At 58.3% G+C, this 20,333-nt stretch carries 15 protein-coding genes; 3 read left to right on the forward strand and 12 right to left on the reverse strand.

The window, feature by feature from the left end; genetic code table 11:
• Positions 1–164: 164 nt before the first annotated feature.
• The 6 genes from CGZ66_RS31355 to CGZ66_RS31380 form a co-directional block, all read right to left on the reverse strand.
• Positions 165–1,493 carry an aspartate aminotransferase family protein gene (locus CGZ66_RS31355; protein ID WP_206073823.1) on the reverse strand — a complete coding sequence of 443 codons (1,329 nt, stop codon included), beginning with the start codon at positions 1,491–1,493 and terminating at the stop codon, positions 165–167.
• Between the two features lie 20 nt (positions 1,494–1,513).
• Positions 1,514–1,837: a ferredoxin FdxA gene (fdxA, locus tag CGZ66_RS31360; protein ID WP_095090599.1), complete on the reverse strand. Its 324-nt coding sequence runs from the start codon at positions 1,835–1,837 to the stop codon at positions 1,514–1,516.
• 46 nt (positions 1,838–1,883) lie between these two features.
• Complete coding sequence (locus tag CGZ66_RS31365; protein ID WP_095090600.1) at positions 1,884–3,314, reverse strand: KamA family radical SAM protein; 1,431 nt, start codon at positions 3,312–3,314, stop codon at positions 1,884–1,886.
• Positions 3,315–4,054: 740 nt separating this feature from the next.
• A complete protein-coding gene (gene amaB, locus CGZ66_RS31370; protein WP_095090601.1) occupies positions 4,055–5,611 on the reverse strand; it encodes an L-piperidine-6-carboxylate dehydrogenase in 1,557 nt (518 codons plus the stop codon).
• A 460-nt stretch (positions 5,612–6,071) separates the two neighbouring features.
• Complete coding sequence (hglS, locus tag CGZ66_RS31375) at positions 6,072–7,511, reverse strand: 2-oxoadipate dioxygenase/decarboxylase HglS (RefSeq protein WP_245331327.1); 1,440 nt, start codon at positions 7,509–7,511, stop codon at positions 6,072–6,074.
• A gap of 331 nt (positions 7,512–7,842) precedes the next feature.
• The gene (locus tag CGZ66_RS31380) at positions 7,843–8,958 is read right to left on the reverse strand and encodes a saccharopine dehydrogenase family protein (RefSeq protein WP_095090603.1); all 1,116 of its coding nucleotides are present in this window, start codon (positions 8,956–8,958) and stop codon (positions 7,843–7,845) included.
• A gap of 125 nt (positions 8,959–9,083) precedes the next feature.
• Between CGZ66_RS31380 and CGZ66_RS31385 the strand changes: the two genes are divergently transcribed.
• Positions 9,084–9,515 carry an Lrp/AsnC family transcriptional regulator gene (locus CGZ66_RS31385; protein WP_095090604.1) on the forward strand — a complete coding sequence of 144 codons (432 nt, stop codon included), beginning with the start codon at positions 9,084–9,086 and terminating at the stop codon, positions 9,513–9,515.
• Positions 9,516–9,689: 174 nt separating this feature from the next.
• Positions 9,690–10,622: a LysR substrate-binding domain-containing protein gene (locus tag CGZ66_RS31390; protein WP_245331328.1), complete on the forward strand. Its 933-nt coding sequence runs from the start codon at positions 9,690–9,692 to the stop codon at positions 10,620–10,622.
• 58 nt (positions 10,623–10,680) lie between these two features.
• Here the strand turns inward: CGZ66_RS31390 and CGZ66_RS31395 are convergent, their stop codons facing one another.
• From CGZ66_RS31395 to CGZ66_RS31420, 6 genes are all read right to left on the reverse strand, one after another.
• A complete protein-coding gene (locus tag CGZ66_RS31395) occupies positions 10,681–11,895 on the reverse strand; it encodes a GlxA family transcriptional regulator (RefSeq protein ID WP_095090606.1) in 1,215 nt (404 codons plus the stop codon).
• A gap of 28 nt (positions 11,896–11,923) precedes the next feature.
• Positions 11,924–12,853 (reverse strand): electron transfer flavoprotein subunit alpha/FixB family protein, encoded by a 930-nt coding sequence (locus CGZ66_RS31400; RefSeq protein WP_095090607.1) that lies wholly within the window; start codon positions 12,851–12,853, stop codon positions 11,924–11,926.
• A gap of 23 nt (positions 12,854–12,876) precedes the next feature.
• Complete coding sequence (locus tag CGZ66_RS31405) at positions 12,877–13,626, reverse strand: electron transfer flavoprotein subunit beta/FixA family protein (protein ID WP_095090608.1); 750 nt, start codon at positions 13,624–13,626, stop codon at positions 12,877–12,879.
• Between the two features lie 105 nt (positions 13,627–13,731).
• Positions 13,732–14,898: an NAD(P)/FAD-dependent oxidoreductase gene (locus CGZ66_RS31410; protein WP_095090609.1), complete on the reverse strand. Its 1,167-nt coding sequence runs from the start codon at positions 14,896–14,898 to the stop codon at positions 13,732–13,734.
• 63 nt (positions 14,899–14,961) lie between these two features.
• Entirely contained in the window at positions 14,962–17,121 is a 2,160-nt protein-coding gene (locus CGZ66_RS31415; RefSeq protein WP_095090610.1) for an oxidoreductase, read from the reverse strand.
• Positions 17,122–17,453: 332 nt separating this feature from the next.
• Positions 17,454–18,623 carry an ABC transporter substrate-binding protein gene (locus tag CGZ66_RS31420; RefSeq protein ID WP_095090611.1) on the reverse strand — a complete coding sequence of 390 codons (1,170 nt, stop codon included), beginning with the start codon at positions 18,621–18,623 and terminating at the stop codon, positions 17,454–17,456.
• 513 nt (positions 18,624–19,136) lie between these two features.
• Between CGZ66_RS31420 and CGZ66_RS31425 the strand changes: the two genes are divergently transcribed.
• Entirely contained in the window at positions 19,137–20,249 is a 1,113-nt protein-coding gene (locus CGZ66_RS31425; RefSeq protein ID WP_095090612.1) for an aminomethyl transferase family protein, read from the forward strand.
• Positions 20,250–20,333: the final 84 nt, after the last annotated feature.

A 20,333-nucleotide genomic window follows, 5' to 3' on the forward strand; every position in this document is an offset into this window, starting at 1 on the left:
TGCCGCCGCGTGCGGGATGAGATGCGTGAAGCCCTCGAACGCCACGCTGTCGCAATCAAAGAGGTTCTCCGCAAGGGCTTCGGCCATGGAACAGAACTTTACCACGGTTGTGGGCTCCACGTTAACTTGCTGGCTGCGCGCCGTAGGCGGTTGCGAGGCGATGGCTACAGGTAAGGCTTGATCTTGCGAAGGGCTCCGAGAACCACAGCCGCCATGTTATCGATATCCTGCTCCGACATGGCCGTAGACAGGAAACCGGTGCCCGTTTCCACCATGAGGAGGCCGCCATCGAAAAGATACCCGACGAATGCCGAAAGAAGTGCGGCTTTCTCCGGCGAGAGATAAGCCTGCCGGTAGTTCTCAGGCGCACCCGCGGACAGGTGGATGCGAAACATCGACCCTCGGCCGGTAACGCAAACAGGCACGTCCGCAATCTTGATTGCCTCGCCAATTGAGCCTTGCGCACGGTCGCCAAGCGCATTGAGCCTGTCAACAGCCTCCCGATCGTACAACTGCATCGCCGTATGGCCGGCGATCATCGTGATTGGGTTTGCCGAGAACGTGCCAGAAAGCGGAAACAGCGCCGGCCCATTTAGGGGGTTCAGCACGTCCATCACGTCGGCGCTGCCGGCAATGGCCCCGACGGGAAAGCCGCCCCCTATCATCTTGCCCAATGCAGTGATGTCCGGTTGGACATCATACCATTGTTGGGCTCCTCCAAATTTTGACCGGAACGTGATCACTTCGTCGAAGATCAGGAGCGCCCCGTTCTGCTTGGTCCAGCGTCTCAGCGATTGAACGAAATCTTCGGCCGCAGGAATCACGCCTATACGATGAGGAAGCAGATCGATAAGCACGCACGCCAACTGGTCGCGGTGTTCGTCGAGTATCTTGAGCGCCCGTTGCACGTCATTGAACGGGATCACAACGACATCGTCGAGCACGCGCTGAGGCGTTCCGCGCGATACAGCAACGCTGGACGGGTGCTCGGGCTGTCCCCAATTGTCCGGCTTGGCCGTCTGGCTTGCCTCGGCGTAGTCGTAAAGGCCGTGATAGGCCCCTTCGACCTTTGCGATCTTCGGCCGCCTGGTGAATGCCCGGGCAGCCTTGAGGCTCGCCATGACCGCCTCTGTTCCCGAGTTGACGAAGCGGATTCGCTCAAAGGCAGGATTACGGCTGCGAATATACTCGGCATAATCGATCTCGACTTCGGTGCCGAGCGTAAACGCGGTCCCTTTCTGCAGCTGTTCGCTGACAGCAGCAACGATCGCCGGATGTGCATGCCCGTGAATCAGGGAGGCGATATTATTCGCAAAGTCGATGCGACGGACGCCCTCCACATCATAGACGTAGCACCCTTGCCCCCTCTCGGCGTAGATCGGATGCGGCTTGCGCAAAATCGTGTTTCGGCTGCATCCGCCCGGCAAAATGGACTTGGCGCGCTCGAACAGGGCTGCGCTTTTCGAAATATCCGTATGCAAATTCGCGTCCACAAGGCATCTCCCGATAGCAGCTAGCGTTCCAAATGGCTGAACTTGCCTTGCACCCCATCCCAGGCGGCCGCGTCAGGAAGTGGTTCCTTGGAATCAGTTATGTTGGGCCACAATCGCGAAAGCTCTTCGTTGAGCTCCAGAAAGTGCTTCATATCCGCCGGCAGGTCCGTATCTCGGTAGATCGCCTTTGCCGGACAAACTGGCGTACAGGCATCGCAATCAATGCATTCGTCGGGGTGAATAACGAGAAAGTTCGGCCCCTCGTAAAAGCAATCGACCGGGCACACATCGACGCAATCGGTAAATTTGCACTTGATACAGTTCTCGGTGACGACATAGGTCATGTCTGGTCCCCATCCGTTGAAAATACCGGATATCTTTTCCGCGCAGCTACTCCGCCGCCTGCAGGAATGCGGGGTTGATCCCATACATGGAATAGAGGCCAGCCTCGTCGAAGATGACGCGATCATCATAGCCGCTGAACCAGATAGCGTCAGGGTTTCGGCCGACGATGGTCACCTTGCATCGGTCGCTTGCGCCAGCGGCTGAACGCAACAGCTTGAAGATCACGACGCCATTTTCACCCCCAGGCACGCCCGGTACAGGTTCGTTGGTGACCGCCGCGACTTCGGTCTTGCCCTTGTAGTGTGTGATCGAAAGCCGCGCATGGGCCTCGACGCCCGACAGGCCCTTTTGCGACTCGTTCAGGATCTGCCATGCACGCTCGATCGGGACATTGAACGCCTTGTGCCCGACTATGTCGCGACCACAGAAGAAATAGTGGTTGTTGATGCCGTTTCGTAGCATCTCGCGCTGCATGATCCGCAGCGCTTCGGCATCGTCGTTGATATCGCGAATGATCGGAGACTGATTGTGGATCGTAATCCACTCACGCCGAGCAAGTTCCTTGACCGCAACCCGCGTTTCGGGAATCCATTGCAGCCCGCCGCCCTGATTGTCGACATAGCCGCCATCGGGTGTCTTGCGGAGAAATTCGTCGGGATGGTTGAAGTGCACCATCATCCGCAGGCTGACCTCCGGATAGACCTCGTGGAATGCGTCGAGCATGGCAAAGAAAGTCTGGTCGAACCGCTGAGGATGAAACGCCAGCTCCTTGGTCCCGATGCGGATGTTCTCGACCCCGGCTTCCGCGAGCCCTGCCAGCCAGGCAGCGATGTTCTTGTTCCCCAGGACCATGGGATCGCCGCCTGACATCAGAATCTCGCGAAGCTTCTCACGCCCGGTTTCTGGATGGCGACCGCCATTCGCGGCCACCGCCCTGTTGTGCTCGCCAATGTATTCGACAATCTCCCCGAGCTGCGCCAAGCCTTTAGGAGCAACTGTCCCGTCCTCGCGTGTGATTTCCTTGCGGCCGATCAGTTCCTCGCGATAGCAGAAGCGACAGTGGGCGGAGCAGGTCGACGCCACATAGAGCAGACCAAGCTCATACTTATGGATCAGCCCTTCGCGCGGGCTGTAGGTCATTTGCTTGCCCGGATCTTCGGCACCGTCGAGATCGTAGGTTTCTTTCGGACTGGCTTTCACCAGCGTCTGCATGGGTCGACTGTATTGCGCCTGCTCATAATAGTGCCGAGTGATCTTGATCGGCATCCGCGCCTCCAGATCTCTCGCGGTGCCTTTCAGTTCAAGGATGCGGTCTAGTTCATCTTGTGAATAAAACCCCCGCATATCTTGGGACACGTCACCGCTGGCGAACTTGGCTATGCCGGTAATGATCTGCCGGTCGTATTTGCCGTTGAGGACTTTGTCCAGAAACGCCTGCTCACGCTGCGAGGGCATGTATTTTTCGATGATACTCACGGCGCATACCTCCAAGGCTGCAAGTTTAGACCGGTCCATACACCGGCGGAGCCAGTCCAAGTCAAAGGATTGATTTCTTGGACTAATTCTCGCCTCCCCCACTCCGACTTACAACCGCATATTCATCACCAGTTTGTGACTCTGGTTCATGAGCGGGGTGCTCAATTTGCATCAGCCACTCGATAGTCAGCGCCGCGGATTGGCGAGCGTCTAAGAAGAGAGGTGGCGCAGGCGCTGCAGCGCTGCCTGATCAGGATCGGCATGAACATGCTTAGATTCAATGAGCCAACCGTCCTATCTCGCTGTAGGCGCGTTTTCGAACCCATGTGATATCTCCAGCTACGGCGGAGCCAGGACTACTGCGCAAGCGCACGCCGGAGCGGCTGCAGCTTACTATCGAGCCTTTTGAGAATCGCGGACTTCGGCGGCTGCAACACGAATGCCGTCTTTGGAGGGGCGGAGTTTGGTGCGTAGGCAGCAGAAGGATGCTCCTGACAGCAAATCGCTTTCAGGCGTGACACGGGGCACATACCCCCTCGGCGAAGCTACGGAAAAACGGCAAAGACAACTCCGGATTGGCGTGGGTTCTACCGTCTCCAAAGTGAAAGCGCCCTGCCGGTGGGGAGGGAGGACACCGGCAGGGCGCGCCGCTCATACGTCGCGACCGTGTGGCGGCATGACATCGGGGCCAAGCAGTGGCTTAGGAAGCCTCTTCGCCATTGCGTGGGCGGCATGCTCAACTATCCGACTTCGAACGTCACGCCTTGGGCGAGCGGCAGGGTGCGACCGTAATTGATGGTATTGGTGGCCCTGCGCATATACACTTTCCAAGCGTCCGAGCCGGATTCGCGGCCTCCGCCAGTTTCCTTTTCGCCGCCGAATGCCCCACCGATTTCGGCGCCGGAGGGGCCGATGTTCACATTGGCGATGCCACAGTCGGAACCTCGCGCAGACAGAAAAGTCTCGGCCTCGCGCAGATCATTGGTAAAGATCGACGATGACAGACCTTGCGGCACGCCGTTGTGCAGCCGAAGCGCTTCATCGAAATCGCTGTAGCGGATCACGTAAAGGATGGGGGCGAAGGTCTCTTTTTCAACCGATCCTGTCTGCTTGGGCATCTCGACCAGCGCAGGGCGGACATAGTAGGCGTTGTTGCCAAAGCCGGCATCGACCCGCTCGCCGCCGAAGACCTTGCCGCCAGCGGCCTTCGTCTCGGAAAGCGCCGCCTGGTGTGCGTCGAAAGCCGCCTTGTCAACCAAGGGGCCGATGAGGTTTCCCGATTCGAGAGGGTTGCCAACCGACACGGAGGCATAAGCCTTCTTCAGTCGCGCAATGAAGCTATCATAGACACTGTCATGCACGAACAAGCGCCGCAGCGAGGTGCAGCGTTGCCCGGCGGTGCCCATCGCTGCGAAGGCGATGCCGCGCAGGGTCAGGCTTAGGTCTGCGGTGGCGGTGACGATTGCTGCATTGTTTCCCCCCAGCTCCAGGATTGAGCGACCGAAGCGGGAGGCGACGCGGGGGCCGACAGCGCGGCCCATTGCCGTCGAGCCGGTGGCGGAGATCAGCGGCACCTTCGGATGGTCGACCAGAACCGCGCCGATATCGCGGGTCCCGATCAGAATGCTTGCCAAGCCCTCCGGGACGCTCCCACCTTCCCGCCGGAAGCGTTCGACCGCACGGTTAAGCAGGGCCTGAGCCGCCAGTGCGCTCAGCGGCGTCTTCTCCGACGGCTTCCAGACGATGGAATTCCCGCAGACCAGCGCAAGCGCCGCGTTCCACGACCAGACGGCGACAGGGAAGTTGAATGCTGAGATGATGCCGGTGACGCCGAGCGGATGCCAGGTTTCCATCATGCGGTGCTCAGCACGCTCGGTAGCAATCGTCAGGCCGTACAACTGACGCGACAGGCCCACGGCGAAGTCGCAAATGTCGATCATCTCCTGGACCTCACCCAGGCCCTCCGAGGTAATCTTGCCTACTTCTATCGAGACGAGACGTCCGAGGTCACCCTTGGCCGCCCTGAGCTCCTCGCCAAGTAGACGGATCAGTTCGCCGCGCTTCGGCGCGGGCACCAGTCGCCACTCGAGGAAGGCCGAGTGCGCGCTTTCAATCGCTTCGCTGGCGGTTGTGGCATCGACTGTCTTCACTCGCGCTAGCGTCTCGCCCGAGATGGGTGATCTCACGGCGAGTTCGCCCTCGCTAAAGGCGGCGACCTCGACCCCGCAACGAGCGAGGATCGTGGCCACCTCGCCGGCGAGGGAGGGATCGATGATCTGTGTGGCGTGGGAAGTCATGGTGTTTCCTCCGGTGTTAGGGATTAGGCATCGCCACCACCGCGGCGGCAGGTGGGCGATCTAAAATTCGATCCTCGCAAGCGCGTGGGCATCAAGGGGGCAGAGCGGGCTTGTCTCCCGGCCGAGTGCTCGACAAGGGCCTCGGCCGGATGGCAAGCCAGCGATGCGCTTGGTTTGGCAGCGGCACGAGAAGCCGATGACAAGAGCGTGAATTTCTCCTTGTCGGCATGCGCCCGCCCAGCTTGTCGCAAAGAGCAGTTCCGAGAGTGCAGCGTGCCACCATTCGCGCCCGACCAGGCCAGCAATTCCGCAACATCCGCTAGAAGGTGTTTGGCCGCCAAGGTTGAGCGTCGAGAAGACGCAGTTCCATTGGGTAGAGGATCGTGGATTTGCCGTCTTTTCCCCGCCAGGAACCGCGATATATCGGCCGTCGCGCCCTGCCCGATCCGCCGCGGCTCCATCATGGAATTTTACCCGCCGCTTTGCTCAGCTGCGCCAATGCATCTTTGATCGAGTCCTGTTGCGCCTTGGCGTAGAGGTCGAGTTCATTGGCGACTTTCGCACCCAACCCCTGCTCGAAGGCCTCCCGGTTGGAGCGTTCTGAATAGTTCTGCTGTTCGTCGGCACCGAGGTTCGATTGAAAAATTCCCGCGGCGCTAACCGGCAGAAAATCCTCATAGATGATAGGATCGAAATGCAGATAGCCGCGAGCGACAAGCTCATCAACCGAGGCCGAAATCCTCTCTTGTGCAACGTTCGCAAGGCCTTCCCGAGTTGGGGAGTAGCGGAAATAGGCGAGTCCCTGTTCACGCAGTGCACTCCAACTGTCGGGAAACTCTTTGAACCGCTCGGTCAATTGGCTCTCGTAAGCACCGGCATGAGAGCCTGACGCGCCGACCCGGACATCGCGGCGAACCGAGGCCAGCAGCTTGTCATAGAGCTTGCGCCCCTTCGCAGTGAGCGCCACGCCACGCTGCTCGATCTCGCCGAACCGAGCCGTGTGCCTGCCCTCAACTAGTCCGCCGTCTGCGGCTTCGAACTCGATCCGCTCCTCGAGCGCCTTGAAGCTGGTCTGGCGAAGCAGGATCGGGCATTTGCGGCGCGGCGGGCCTTCAATGACGGCCTTGGGCATGATACCGCGTTTGGGCATGCCGACTTGAACGGCGTTGATGTCAAGCGTGCGCGGCGTCAGGTGATTGATGTGCGGTCCGCGGAAACTCACCACGTCGGCAATCAGCCGGTGCGTGCCGTGTAGCTTATTGTAGGTGGCTAGCGTCACTGTGGCGTCGCTATGCCAGCGGAACGTTTCCAATACCTCGCGCACGAACTCCTCGGAGTCGGCCTGTTCAAAGCCGCCTTCGGCCTCGAAGACCTCGACGAGTTCGAGTGCGCGGGCGGTGAATATCTGTCGATCTGACAGGATCCCCGCCGCCATTTTGCGTAGCGCTTGGTCCTCGATCAATTCCAGGCGAAGAAGCGAGGTGAAGACGCGGAATGGATTGCGTCGCAACGCCTCGTCTGCGATGGGGCGGAAGGCGGTGGAGTGCACAGGCACGCCAGCGACCGAAAGATCATAGTAGCCGACCGGATGCATGCCGAGTACCGCAAAGACGCGACGGATGTTGAAGAGCTCTTCCGGCGTACCGAGGCGAATGGCGCCGTGACGTTCGACGCCAAGACGATCCAGCTCATCCTTGCGCCGTAACGCCTGCTCCAGCTCCGGGGCGTTCGCCAACGTCGCAGCATTGACCTCGGTCACGAGCTCAATGAGGGTGCCGTACCGCGGCACCTCGGCGCGATACATCTGCGACATAGCATTCGAGAACAGCGACCGGATCTCGTCGGCGTGGACTTTCATAGAAGATATTCTGCCTGGCTTCACTTGAGCATGCATGGTCATCCGGACCTCCTGAATGCCAACTGGTCAAAGAAGTAGCTGTCGCTCACGGCTGCTTGGGCCGATCTGGAAGCGATCAAACCATCGTTGCGACGACTACGATATCGACATCTATTCAGAAGTTCATTCCGAATTGGAATGAATACAAATTGAGGCGCCGTCGATTGCCCCTGACGATGGCAGCTCGATCGACAAGATCATGCAATTGCAGATTGACCTCCCGGGTGCTGGGGAGCGGGAGGAACATCCGCCGCTTCTCGCATTACAAAACCAGCCAGTCGCGCAAACTGCCGCCGATCGATAAGGCTGGCGGAAGGCAGCGGGATAGCCCCGCTCATGCGGCAACCGTGACGCCGTGGCTCTTCAGCGCCTCTCCCTGCCGATAGTAAACACCGAAGCGGTTCCCCAGAAAGGCGCCCAATGCAATGTCTTCCTGGCGAATGAAGCCCTGGCGCGGGATCTTGCCGGCGGCAAGCAGATCGAGAACCGCGCAGATGCTGGATGCGGTCGTAATCTGGATCGCGCTCGTGATGCGCCCGTCAATCTCCGCGCTGTAGATCTTGTTAGCGTAGGTTTCCTGGATCAAGCGCCCGTTTCTGCGTCCCGAAACGGTCACAAAGACAATCACAACGTCCTGTAGCGTGGTCGGAAGGGCGTGTTCGAGTATGTCCTTGAACACATCGCGGCGGTGTCGTAGCCCCAAGTCGTGCAAAAGCGCCTTCATGATAGCGGCATGACCGGGATAGCGAATGGTGCGGTAGTTGAGCGTGTTGACCTTGCCCTTCAACGTTTCGCAAAGCGTGCCAAGGCCGCCGGAGGTGTTGAAGGCCTCATAGGTGACGCCGTCGAGCGAAAATTCTTCGCGCTCCTCCAGTGCTGGCACTTCAACGAGTTCGCCATTTACGACTGCCTCGCAGGGCTGGATGTATTCGTTAATGACCCCGTCGGTGCTCCAGGTCAGGTTGTAGTTCAGGGCATTGCTCGGAAACTGCGGGAGTGCCCCGACACGCAGGCGCACACTATCCAGGCTATCGAACTTGCCCGCAAGATCGCTCGCGACGATGGAGATGAAACCGGGTGCCAGCCCGCATTGTGGAATGAATGCGGTCTTGGCTGTCTCGGCGATCCGTTTCACCTGCCGAGTGGATTCAACGTCCTCCGTGAGGTCGAGATAGTGTACGCCAGCCTTGGCCGCGGCAGTGGCGATGCCCACGGTGAGCTGAAAGGGCGCCGCGCTTAGAACCGCGAATTTGCCGGACAGCAGCGCACACAAGGCTGCCTCGTCGGTGATGTCCAGGTATGCCGTCGAGAGCGCGGGACCGCTTTCAATTTCCGACAGTTGTTCAGCGCTGCGGTCTACGACAGTGACATGATAGTCCCCGCTATCGGCGAGCAACTGCGAGATCGTGGAGCCGATCTTCCCTGATCCGATGATTACGACGTCTTTCATTATTTCCTCCTGCAACAGGGCCACGACCCGAGGTCACGTTTCGCAGAGCGCGTGGTTGATTTGCAGCGATGAATTACATAAAACTCCTACTCGTTTTGAGCATATCGTAGGGCCAAGTCGACAAAATGCAGGTTTCGGCGAAAGATCGTCAACTTCTCATGCTGCTCGCGGAAGACGCGCGCACGCCCATCTCCGTCCTGGCTCGCAGGTTGGGCTTGTCGCGCACGACCGTTCAGGCGCGGCTCGACCGCCTTGAGCAAGAAGGGGTCATCGCCGGATATGGCGTGCGCCTGTCAGACACTTATGAGCACGGCCTAGTCCGCGCCCATGTCATGATCGTTCTGAAGACCAAAGCACTGGGCGCGGTCGTTCGCGCACTCCGCGCCCTTCCGGAAGTCATGTCCGTCCATTCGGTCAGTGGGGCCTTCGACCTGATTGCCGACGTTGCCGCGCCATCGATCAGCGAGCTTGATCGGACAATCGACGTGATTGGCGACGTCGATGGCGTCGAGAAAACGCAGTCGTCGGTCATCCTGTCGACGCGATTCCAACGATAGAAGTGCAGGCGCCGGATGAGTGCGCTGCGGCGTAGGGACCATCGGACGCTATTTCAATGGCCAAAGGCAACATCTCGTCACAACCGAATGCCTGCAGGAGATGCCTGTTGAAATGAACCGGGCGAACATAATAGATACGAAACATGAGTTCCGTTTATAGAAGGTGTTAAGCCTGTGCACTCGGTGGGTCACCATAGTCTGCCGTCCTACGCCCTGTTGCGCAGCTTCGAGTGCGCCGCGCGGCACGAAAGCTTTACCCAGGCGGCAGAAGAACTTCATCTGACGCAAAGCGCAGTCAGCCGACAAGTCAAAGAACTTGAAGACATTATGGGCGCGACATTGTTCAGGCGGGTTGGACGACGCGTGGTGTTGACCGAGAGTGGCAGGCGGTTTGCCGCGGATCTGGCGATCGATCTCGAGAATCTCAGGCAATCGGTGGTGCGGGCGATTGCCGTCGGCGAGCGAATTTCGACGTTGCGCATCGGCATCCTGCCAACATTTGCCAGTCGTTGGCTGATCCCGAGACTGGCAACGTTTCTGAACGATCATCCCAACATCGAAATTAGGCTGGAGACGCGCACCCTACCTTTCGATCTCACCCGAGAGCGCTTCGATATCGCGATCCATTTCGGAAAGGCCGACTGGCCAGACGCACGTATGACCAAGCTGTTCGATGAGGAAATGCTGCCGGTTGCATCCCCCAGATTTCGCGACATGCACATGGCAACCGAGCCGGGTCGTCTCGCGGAGGCTCCTCTTCTGCATCTCATCACTCGCGAAAGCGCTTGGATTGACTGGTTTGCCATGATTGGGATCAGCGACAGGCGGCTGCTGAGCGGCCGACATTTCGATCAGTTTTCCATGATCATCTCGGCTGCGGCGGCCTCTCTCGGCGCCGCCCTTCTACCGAAATATCTAATCGAGACGGAGCTCGAGGGTGGAATTCTCATCCCGCTCAGTGACATGGCCCTGAAGACGCATAACAGCTATTTTGTGGTGAGCGCGGCCGGCGACGTTAACCCGCAGGTAAACGCATTTACGCGCTGGCTAATGTCGGCCGCACGGCGCGGCAGCATGCACGAGACTCGGCAGGACGGAAGGCTGTAAAGGGGCTTCGACGCCGACTAGGGCACCAATCCAGTGTCGCCCGGCTCAAGCTCCAAGGCTACGCTGCGTTTGAACAATTCACAACGGCGCTTACCCATGGACGAGTATGACTGGGCAGCATCCCAAAATGATCTTTGAAGGCTTTCGAAAAATGAGAAGAGGAAACATACCCGCAGGCCACGGCCACTTCAATGACCGACATATCTGTGGTCTCAAGAAGTTGTCGCGCCTTTTTTAACCTCACCTGAGCGTAATAATTCATTGGCGTGGTCTTCATGTGTTTTATGAAGAGACGTTCAATTTGGCGACGCGACAAGGACACTATCTGTGCGATTTTCTTGAGGGGCAACGGATCCTCTACATGCTTCTCCATCAGCTTGATGACACGAATGAGCTTTTCGACGGCGCCAGTGGCGCGAAGTCCAAGCGGCACCGATTGACAATGGCTACCAGTACGAAATCTGTCCGCGCTCAACTGAGCACAAATTTGGCGCGCAAAATTCTCTCCGCGCCTAAGGTGAATCATTTCCGCTGCGAGGTCGAACGCTGCGAACCCCCCGGCGCAAGTGGTAACGGAGCCATCCTGGACAAAGAGGCAATCTTCGGTGACCAACTCTGGGAATTTTTCGGCAAAAGCTGCTAGTTTTGACCAGTGAATCGTACAGCGCATAGCGCTATGCAAGATCCCTGCGTCAGCCAACAACCAAGCTGCGGTTCCGAGCGCACAAATTGGCAGTTTGCGACGACTTTTCATGCGTAAAAGAGCGGAGATCAGAGGTGATTTTTGCTCTTCGATGCGCTCTCCACCTATTATCACCATGAGTGAATCGTCATCGCCATTTTTGTAGGAATTGATGTCGATGTCGGGTGCGATTGCAACACCGCTCGAGCTTACAACGGGGTGGCTGTCTGTTCCGACAATTCGCCAATCAAAAAGCCTTTCGCCGACACTGCAATTGGCTTGATAAAAAGGTTCTACAAACGAAGAGAGACTAAGCTGCGAGAAGCCTGGCAGAACAAGGATGCTGAGCTTAAGCGTGCCCTCATACGAGGCTTCTTCGTCCGGTGGGCCGCCATTGAAATGGGCGCCCGACACGGATGGGTCTGCATTCAGGGCTTCAGCCATAATCATCCCTGTCCCCGGCTGGCCGCTTTCTCCCCGCCCCCTTGCTTGCAGGTCTCGCAGCGTTGCAAGCTCAACCCGCTTGGCGGCAGCGTTCTCTTCGAGGCGGCCAGCCGTAACGGTCGAACTGCGCGGCGCAAAGATGCCCACGGCAATGCGCCCGCTATGCAAGCCCCCATCAAAGTTGGTTCTGGAGCTCTGGAAGAATTTGGAACAGATCGCCAACCAGACCGTAATCGGCAACCTGGAAAATCGGCGCTTCCTCGTCCTTGTTGATGGCCACGATGACCTTCGAATCCTTCATGCCGGCAAGGTGCTGGATGGCGCCGGAAATGCCGACAGCGATGTAGAGGTCGGGAGCCACGACCTTGCCAGTCTGACCGACCTGCCAGTCGTTCGGCGCATAACCGGCATCGACCGCGGCACGGCTTGCGCCGACGCCGGCACCGAGCTTGTCGGCGACCGGCAGGATGACCTCCTGGAACTTCTCTGAGGAGCCGAGCGCGCGGCCGCCCGAGATGATGATCCTGGCCGAGGTCAGCTCCGGACGATCGGTCCCGGACAGCTTGTTCTCGATGAAGGACGATACACCGGGGTCGGCTGCCGCCGAGATAACCTCGACGGCAGCCGCATTGCCTTGGGAGGCGACTGGAAATGAAGCGGTGCGCACGGTGATGACCTTCTTGGAGTCGCTCGACTGCACCGTCTGGATGGCGTTGCCGGCATAGATCGGCCGCTTGAAGGTGTCGGGCGACACCACTTCGATGATCTCGGATACCTGCGCGACATCGAGCAGAGCAGCCACGCGTGGCGCGACATTCTTGCCCGACGAGGTGGCGGGGGCGATGATGGCGTCGTAAGCGCCGGCCAGCGAGACAACGAGTGCCGCAGTCGGCTCGGCGAGGCGTTCGACCAGCTCGTCGGCTTCGGCGAGCAGCACCTTGCTGACACCCTTCAGCTTGGCGGCGGCGTCGGCAGCGCCCTTGGCGCCCTTGCCGGCAACCAGCACATGCACGTCCGAACCGATCTGCAGGGCCGCCGAGAGCGCCTTGGCGGTCTGGTCGGAAAGGGTTGCGTTGTCGTGTTCTGCGATGAGGAGAATGGTCATTTTTCTGTTCCTTTCCCGATCGCTTACAACACGCCGGCTTCGTTCTTGAGCTTGTCGACCAGTTCGGCGACGCTCTTGACCTTGACGCCCGCCTTGCGGCCGCTGGGCTCCTCGGTCTTGATCACCTTCAGGCGCGGCTTGACGTCGGCGCCGTAGTCGGCCGGGCTCTTTTCGTCCAGTGGCTTCTTCTTGGCCTTCATGATGTTGGGCAGCGAGGCGTAGCGCGGCTGGTTGAGTCGAAGGTCGGCGGTGATGATCGCCGGCATCTTCAGCTCGACCGTCTGCAGGCCGCCATCGACTTCGCGCGTCACTTTGGCCTTGTCGCCGTCGAGCACGACCTTGGAGGCGAAGGTGCCCTGGGCCCAGCCGAGCAGGGCGGCCAGCATCTGGCCGGTCTGGTTGGAATCGTCGTCGATCGCCTGCTTGCCGAGGATGACGAGGCCGGGCTGTTCAGCGTCGACCACGCCCTTCAGCACCTTGGCGACACCGAGCGGCTCGGTCTGTTCGTCGGTCTTGACCAGGATGGCGCGATCGGCGCCCATGGCGAGTGCGGTGCGCAAGGTTTCCTGCGCCTGCTGCGGGCCGATCGACACGACGATGATCTCGTCGGCCTTGCCGGCTTCCTTCAGCCGGATCGCCTCTTCCACCGCGATTTCGTCGAACGGGTTCATCGCCATCTTGACGTTGGCGAGTTCCACCGCTGAACCGTCGGCCTTCACACGAACCTTGACGTTCGCATCCACAACCCGCTTCACGGGCACAAGGATCTTCATGTGTGCGCTCTCGTTGGATGAGTCTTGGAGCAAGCGCCACATCCCGCGTTGGCGCAAACCCTGAACGTGGATTCGGGAACGCGGGTGTGACCACGGGTTTCAGTTCTAGGCAAACCGCGCCATTGAGAAGGTCTCCATCAGTTCCTGGCGTTCGCCAAGTGCCCACTTCGCGACGGCTTCACCCATGGCAGGGCCGATCTTGAAGCCGTGTCCGCTCGAACCAGCGATCACGAAGAGACCGTTCGCACCGGGTATCTCATCAACCACCGGAAGGTGGTCCGCGCTCATGTCATACTGGCACGCATAGCCGGGCCGGATACCCAATTCGGCGATCTCCGGGGAGCGAGGCATGAGATGATTGATGATCCAGATGGACTCCTCCTGCGTGATGGTGCGGTCGAACTGGCCAGCTACATCGACGCGATAGTTCATCTTATGATGGTCTGATGCCAGAGCTTCGTTCTCGACGGAAGTGCCGCCGCCGCCCCACGCTCCAATCAGGATCGTATTTTCGCCTTCAGGACGGGCGTAGCAGTTGTAGGTGTCGTCGACCCAACAATGCGGGAGCAGCTTGCGCGCAATGCCTGGGGCGCTCATCACCGCCATGAAGTGACGCTCAATGTAGACCGGCAGGTTTACGCCGAGCTTGGACAGGAGTGCTTTGGACCAGACGCCGGTGGCAAGAATTACGCGCTCCGTCGTGATGGTCGATCCATCACTGAGGGTCACGCCCGTCGTTTGGCCATTGGCTACATGAATGTCGGTGACGGAGCGTCCGCCTAGGAACTTCACGCCGCTTTCACGGGCGCGGCGCACCAACTCGTTGGTCGCGCCGTAGGGATCGCAATGCCCGGATTCGTCTTCCCATGCGGCAAAGGTTATCCCATCCATGTTGATGTGCGGTAGGAGCTCAGAAGCCTGCGCTCCGGTCAGTCCTTCAATTCGGCTACCTTCGACGTTGCGTATCCGTTCCACTGTGGCTCGATTGACAGCCTCGGTCTTCTGGCCGCATGCCCAGAGAACACCGGACTGATCGAAGGCGCCCGGCAGATCCTTCAGGATCTCGATGCCGCGTTTGGCGAGCAAAGATAACGGGCGGTCTAGATAGAAGTAGTGGCACACGGCGGAAGACGACCCAGTCGGACCGGAAGCCGGATGATCGGTTTCGACCTGGATCACGTTCAGTTTCTGGCCGGAGAGATAGTAGGCCGCCCCAGCACCGGCGATTCCGGCGCCGACGACGAGCACGTCACAGCTGTACTTCTCAGTCATCAGGTTTCTCCTGGTTTATTGCTGGTTCAATAGTGGCGCACGCGCCAATTTCGCGCCGATTTTTTAAGTCCGCTCCCGTCCCCAGACCATCCGTTCGCGCTTGTAGGGAAGCGGCGTCTGGGGATCGGCGGATGTGATTTCGCGTGCGATCCGATGGCCGGCGAAAATCGTATCGGCAAGAAAGCGCGGCGCGTAGCAATCGCCTGCTTGGTAGATGCCCTTGATGTCCTCTTCCTTCCAGCGATCCTTCTGCGCTGCAAGTTCCTTGTAGAGGCCATCGTTGGAAACGCGCCCCGTTACAAGGACCACAGTGTCGAATTCCATGAGGGTCGCCTCATTGCTCATCTTTCGGGGATATTCCCCGGCTACCGGAACCGTCGTCCGGCTAGGGTCGTCGCGATAAAGATCGAACAGCCTGACCTGGACGCAGTTGCTTACCTCGACGTCCTGTATCCATGTCCCGCCAATCTGCTTGATGCCCTTCTTTCGCATGGTCCGCTGCATGAACGGTGTTTCGAGCGTGTAGTTGGTCCAAGAGCCGATCTGGCCGAACACGCTGACCGCGGTAACCTGCTTGCCCTCGTCCGCCAGTTTGTCGGCAATCGAATAGGCCGTGTAGTAGCCGTCCGCGTCCAATACCAGTACACGCTGTCCGATTGCTTTGCCCGCCATGACCTGTTCGGGTGTCGCGAAATAGGGCGTAGAACAGTCGATACCTGGAATGGCTCCCATGGTAACTTGGCTGAATCCGTTGTCCAGCCAGCGCGCGCCAGTGGCCAGAACAACCTTGTCGGCACCATAGGTCAACACGTCTTCAGCGGTCAGCCGCTGCCCGAGATGCAATTCAATATTCTTGAGCTTGGCTATCTGCGCCTGGCGGTAGGTGATCAGCCTCCACCATTCGCCGAGCCCCGGGAACTGGCTTACATATCGCATATGTCCGCCGATTTCTTTCTCCGCATCGACGAGATGCACCTCGTGGCCCTGCTCGCCAAGAACCCGAGCACATTCGAGTCCCGCTGGGCCGGCGCCTACCACAAGTATGCTTTCCGGTTGGTCGGCTTTCTTGAACTTCTCCGGATGCCAATCCCGGCGATATTCCTCCATTGCGGTGGCGTTTTGCGTGCAAACCATTCGGACGCCCCGTTCCCAGCGCGAGATGCACATGTTGCAGCCGATGCATTCACGAATGTCTTCGAGACGGCCCTCATCGATCTTCTTGGGCAGGAACGGGTCCGCGATCGACGGCCGCGCCGCGCCGATGATATCAGCCTGGCCGCTGTTGATGATATTCACCATATCGTCCGGACTGGTGAAGCGCCCGACATTCAGCACTGGAGCCTTGGTGACGGATTTCACATGCTTGACGAAAGGAGCCTGATGGTTGGCCTTGAAGAACCGTGAAGGCCCTGCGTCTTCGCCCCATTCGAACTGGTCGTTGATGTTCACGTCCCACAGGTCAACATGGCCGTCGCGATCGAGCAGTTCGATGAACCGCAGACCGTCGTCCAGAACCTCCAGACCGTCCGGGCCCATAAGCTGGTCAACGGAAATCCGAATGGCGAGCGCGCAATGGTCGCCGACAGCTTTCTTGATACGCTCCGACTGCTCTCGCCAGAAGCGAGCGCGATTTTCAAACGAGCCGCCATACTTGTCGGTGCGTTTGTTGTACCACTTGGAGAGGAACTGGAACGGTAGGACCGAGTGCGAGCCGTATGAATAAACGATGTCGAAGCCTGCGTCCACGGCACGCTTGGCGCCATTCTCGAAATCTCGATGACAGGATTGAATATCGTTCAGGTCCATTTCGTGCCCCGCGCAATGCGGGGTATAGACCGTCATAAGTTGGCCCACGCCCTTAGGCACGGCGCGCGACTCGTAGCACGGCGAGATCCCGCCACTGTGCCATAACTCCACGCCTGCGAGCGCGTCATGCCGATGTACTTCGTCGGTCATATGGCGAAGGTTGATCACATCATCATCATCGTAAAGGGATGCAAGAGTGTGTGGCTCAAAATCACCCTCGGGGTTCACCGCACAGGCTTCGGTGCACACGGCGGCCCAGCCCCCCTCTGCCTTGACGGCGCGGTGCTCGGCCTGGCTGCCCGGCCTATCAGACCCGGCGCCGTTGCAGTGGGGTACCTGGTAAAATCGGTTCTTCAGGACCTTGGGACCGATTTTTATCGGCTCAAACAAGACGTCATACTTGGGATCGCGGGCCATGATTTTCTCCTCCTAGCCGACTCCGAATAGTCAAGCGATTGGATTGAACTTCGATCTGTCGCTGGCTCTTCGGGCTTTGAACTAATGCGCTAGCACCTGCCGCCCCAAGGGGCGGGATGCTGAGCGTCTATTCTTGGTGTTATCGAGCAATGGATCCAAGGGCATTGGTTTCTGGTCTGGGGTCCGAAGGTGAATGACAGGCGGCGACTTCTCTGCACACGGGACTCCAAGACACGACGTGTTCGAGAGAGGCGAGCTGTCATTCGGGGTCCGGACCAATGCCATAGTCGTGACAACGAAAGGGCCGCTTCGGTGGCTTCAGCCGTTTGTGGCTATTGGAGACGCGGCTTAGGGATTAGAGAAGGATCTGGGAGTACCGAGCCCAGAAACTCACGCTTTCCGTCCTTGACACGGATAAGGAATCCGGGACGGATCGGAACACCATGTGCCCCCTTATACGTGATCTTCGCCGTTGCTCCCTGCACATTCTCCAAATTGGCAATAGCGTCTCGCAGACCAACGCCGTCGGTCTTCAGGCCATTTGCTATCACCGCGGCCTCGATCACCTTGATCAGATCATATCCCACGGCGTTGTAGATTGTCTGCGATGGGTGTCCATACCTTGTCTGATACTTGGCCATGAACTTTTCCATCTCGGAGCCAGGAACCGGGTGGCCCGCCGTGGTGAAAACAAGCCCCTCGCCTACAGCTCCCAGCGAAAACGTCGTCGGCGTGTCAATGCCGTCGGATCCTATGACGGGGGTATTAATCCCCGTCCCTCTCAGCTGCCGCAAGAAGGATGGAAAGTCCGGCTCATATGCAGATGTGTAGATTACATCAGGCGCTGGGTTCAGCGACTTGATCTTGGTGACCTCGGCCGAAAAATCCTGCTGCCCCAACTGATATGTGCTCTCGGCCACGACCGAACCGCCGAGCGACTTGAAGGCCTCGGCGAAATAAAGCGGCATGGTGGTATACTGCGTATCTGGCGAATAGAGCACGTATGCCGCCCGGTAGCCTTGTTGATATGCATATTGAGCGGCCACCGCTGCCTGGACGTTGTCGGCTGGGTAGTTGATGAAGACGAAATCCCCACCGATCAGGCTCAAACCCGGTGACGACCCGCAGCTTGAAAACATCGGAATCTGTGCCGCCGTCGCAATTGGCGCCGCTGCGAACGACGGATCTGCATCGCACGGCGCGATCAGAATATTTACTTTTTCATCAACCAGTTCTTGAGCCATTACAGCCGTCGGCGCTGCTTCCGATCGCGTATCCTTGACTATTTCCCGAATTTTGACTTTGCCGCCGATACCGCCAGCTGCATTGATCTCATCGATCGCAATGCGCTCTCCTTCAAAAACCGGCACATCGAATGACGCGAGTGTACCGGTTAGAGCCACAGCCTGGCCAAGAAGGAGCTCTTGATCGTCGGCTCTGGCAGACATCACACCTAAGGCAATAGAAAGCGGAAGAACGACGGCCACAACGTTCAGTTTCATTTTCTCTCTCCTTTTTCTGTACGAGGCGCCCCTTGCAGGGGATTTCTTTCCTCGTCTTTTCCCCTCGACGCAGCGATGGAGCCCTTTGAGACGATCCCGCCGAGTACCAGACACGGACGCCTGGCTCGCCAAAAGCAACCCGAGAAAGCGGTTCTTTGAGGTCGAGACAAACCCGCCCGGCCCCTTCCCCTTGATCCTCAAATTGCTTGGTATCAGTTCCCTTCAACAGCCATCCACGAACGAGCTCGACCAAGAAACTACGCTGGAATATATTTTCTGTCTAGCCGACTATTGAGGCGGTTGACAATTTTTTTTCAGAACGGCATGCTTGGGATATGGGGCGTCTGCTGGACGATAGACGATAGCGGAGACCTGACCAGGAGACGCCGATCGAGGGCGGTTCGCGGGCCCAAAGATCTAATTCCGGCATCAACGGCCTACCGAGGAATACCAGGGTCGAGCGACAATCTTTTTTGAACCCAGCCACATAGCTTCAAGAGGCGGAGAAAATATATGGAAATGAGAACACCATATCATTCGATCTATGAAAAACTTAACGCGCCAATTATCGATTTCGGCGGCTGGGGCGTGGCATCGCATATTACATCACCAGATGCCGAATACCTGATGATCCGCAATAGTGTCGGATTTGCAGAATACCATTTTCAAAGCTGCTTCGGAGTGTGCGGTCCGGAAGCATTCGATTTTATTCAGAGAATAATTGTCAACGACCTAGGCAAGATCAAGCCTGGCGGTACATTATATTCGAGCATTCTTGATGATCAGGCGAGGCTCATCGACGATGTGATCGTTTTTTGGATGAAGGAAGATCGGTTTATTATTCATGGCGGCATTACGCGAGAGGCGTCTCGCAAATGGATCGCCGAAAAGTCAGAGGGAAAAAAGGTCTGGGTTACGGAGTTGTCCAATACGTTCCTGTCCATACAAGGACCAAAGTCCATCAATGTCCTTCAGAAGGCGGTCGATATTGCGGACCTTGAGCACAACCGATTGACGCAGCTTGATTTTGAAGGCGTTCCGGTCACGATTGCCCGGGTGGGGTTTTCCGGCGAGCTGGGTTACGAAGTGCATTTCGGCCCCGAATATGCTTCTGGAATGTGGGAGAGGTTCACCCGATATTGCGCCGAATATGGGGGCGGGCCTTTCGGACTCATGGCGGCATTCCCGATTGCGGTGGACAAAGGTTTCCTATTTGGATCGGATTTTTACGCCGGTGGCTCGCCACTGGAATATGGACTTGGCTGGTCAGTGGCATTCGACAAGGGGTTCTTCCACGGTCGTGACGAAATGCTGCGTCGCAAGGAAACTGGGCTCCAGACCAAACTGGTGGGAATCGAAGCCGACGAAACGGGGCATGCGATCACTGGCGGTCTGCAACTAGCTCACAATGGCAAGACAGTCGGCGCGACCACCAACGGCTGGGTTAGTCCGGTACTGAAGCGAAATCTGGGCCGAGCGTGGATAGCAGTCGAGTTCGCCAAAGCTGGAACGGAACTGCAGGTAGAGTCGGAAAGCGGACCGAGAACGGTGAAAGTCAAAGAGAGCTATCGCTTCTTTGACCCCAAGAGCGAACGGGTCAGAGTGAATCCGCGTGACATGCTGTAGTCGACCTAACTGAACGGTGCGGATCTCGACTGCATTCTTTGGGTGGATGTGGGTAAGCTATGGGGGCCAGGTATGGGCTTTCAG

Source organism: Mesorhizobium sophorae, assembly GCF_002270415.1.
GTDB lineage: Bacteria > Pseudomonadota > Alphaproteobacteria > Rhizobiales > Rhizobiaceae > Mesorhizobium > Mesorhizobium sophorae.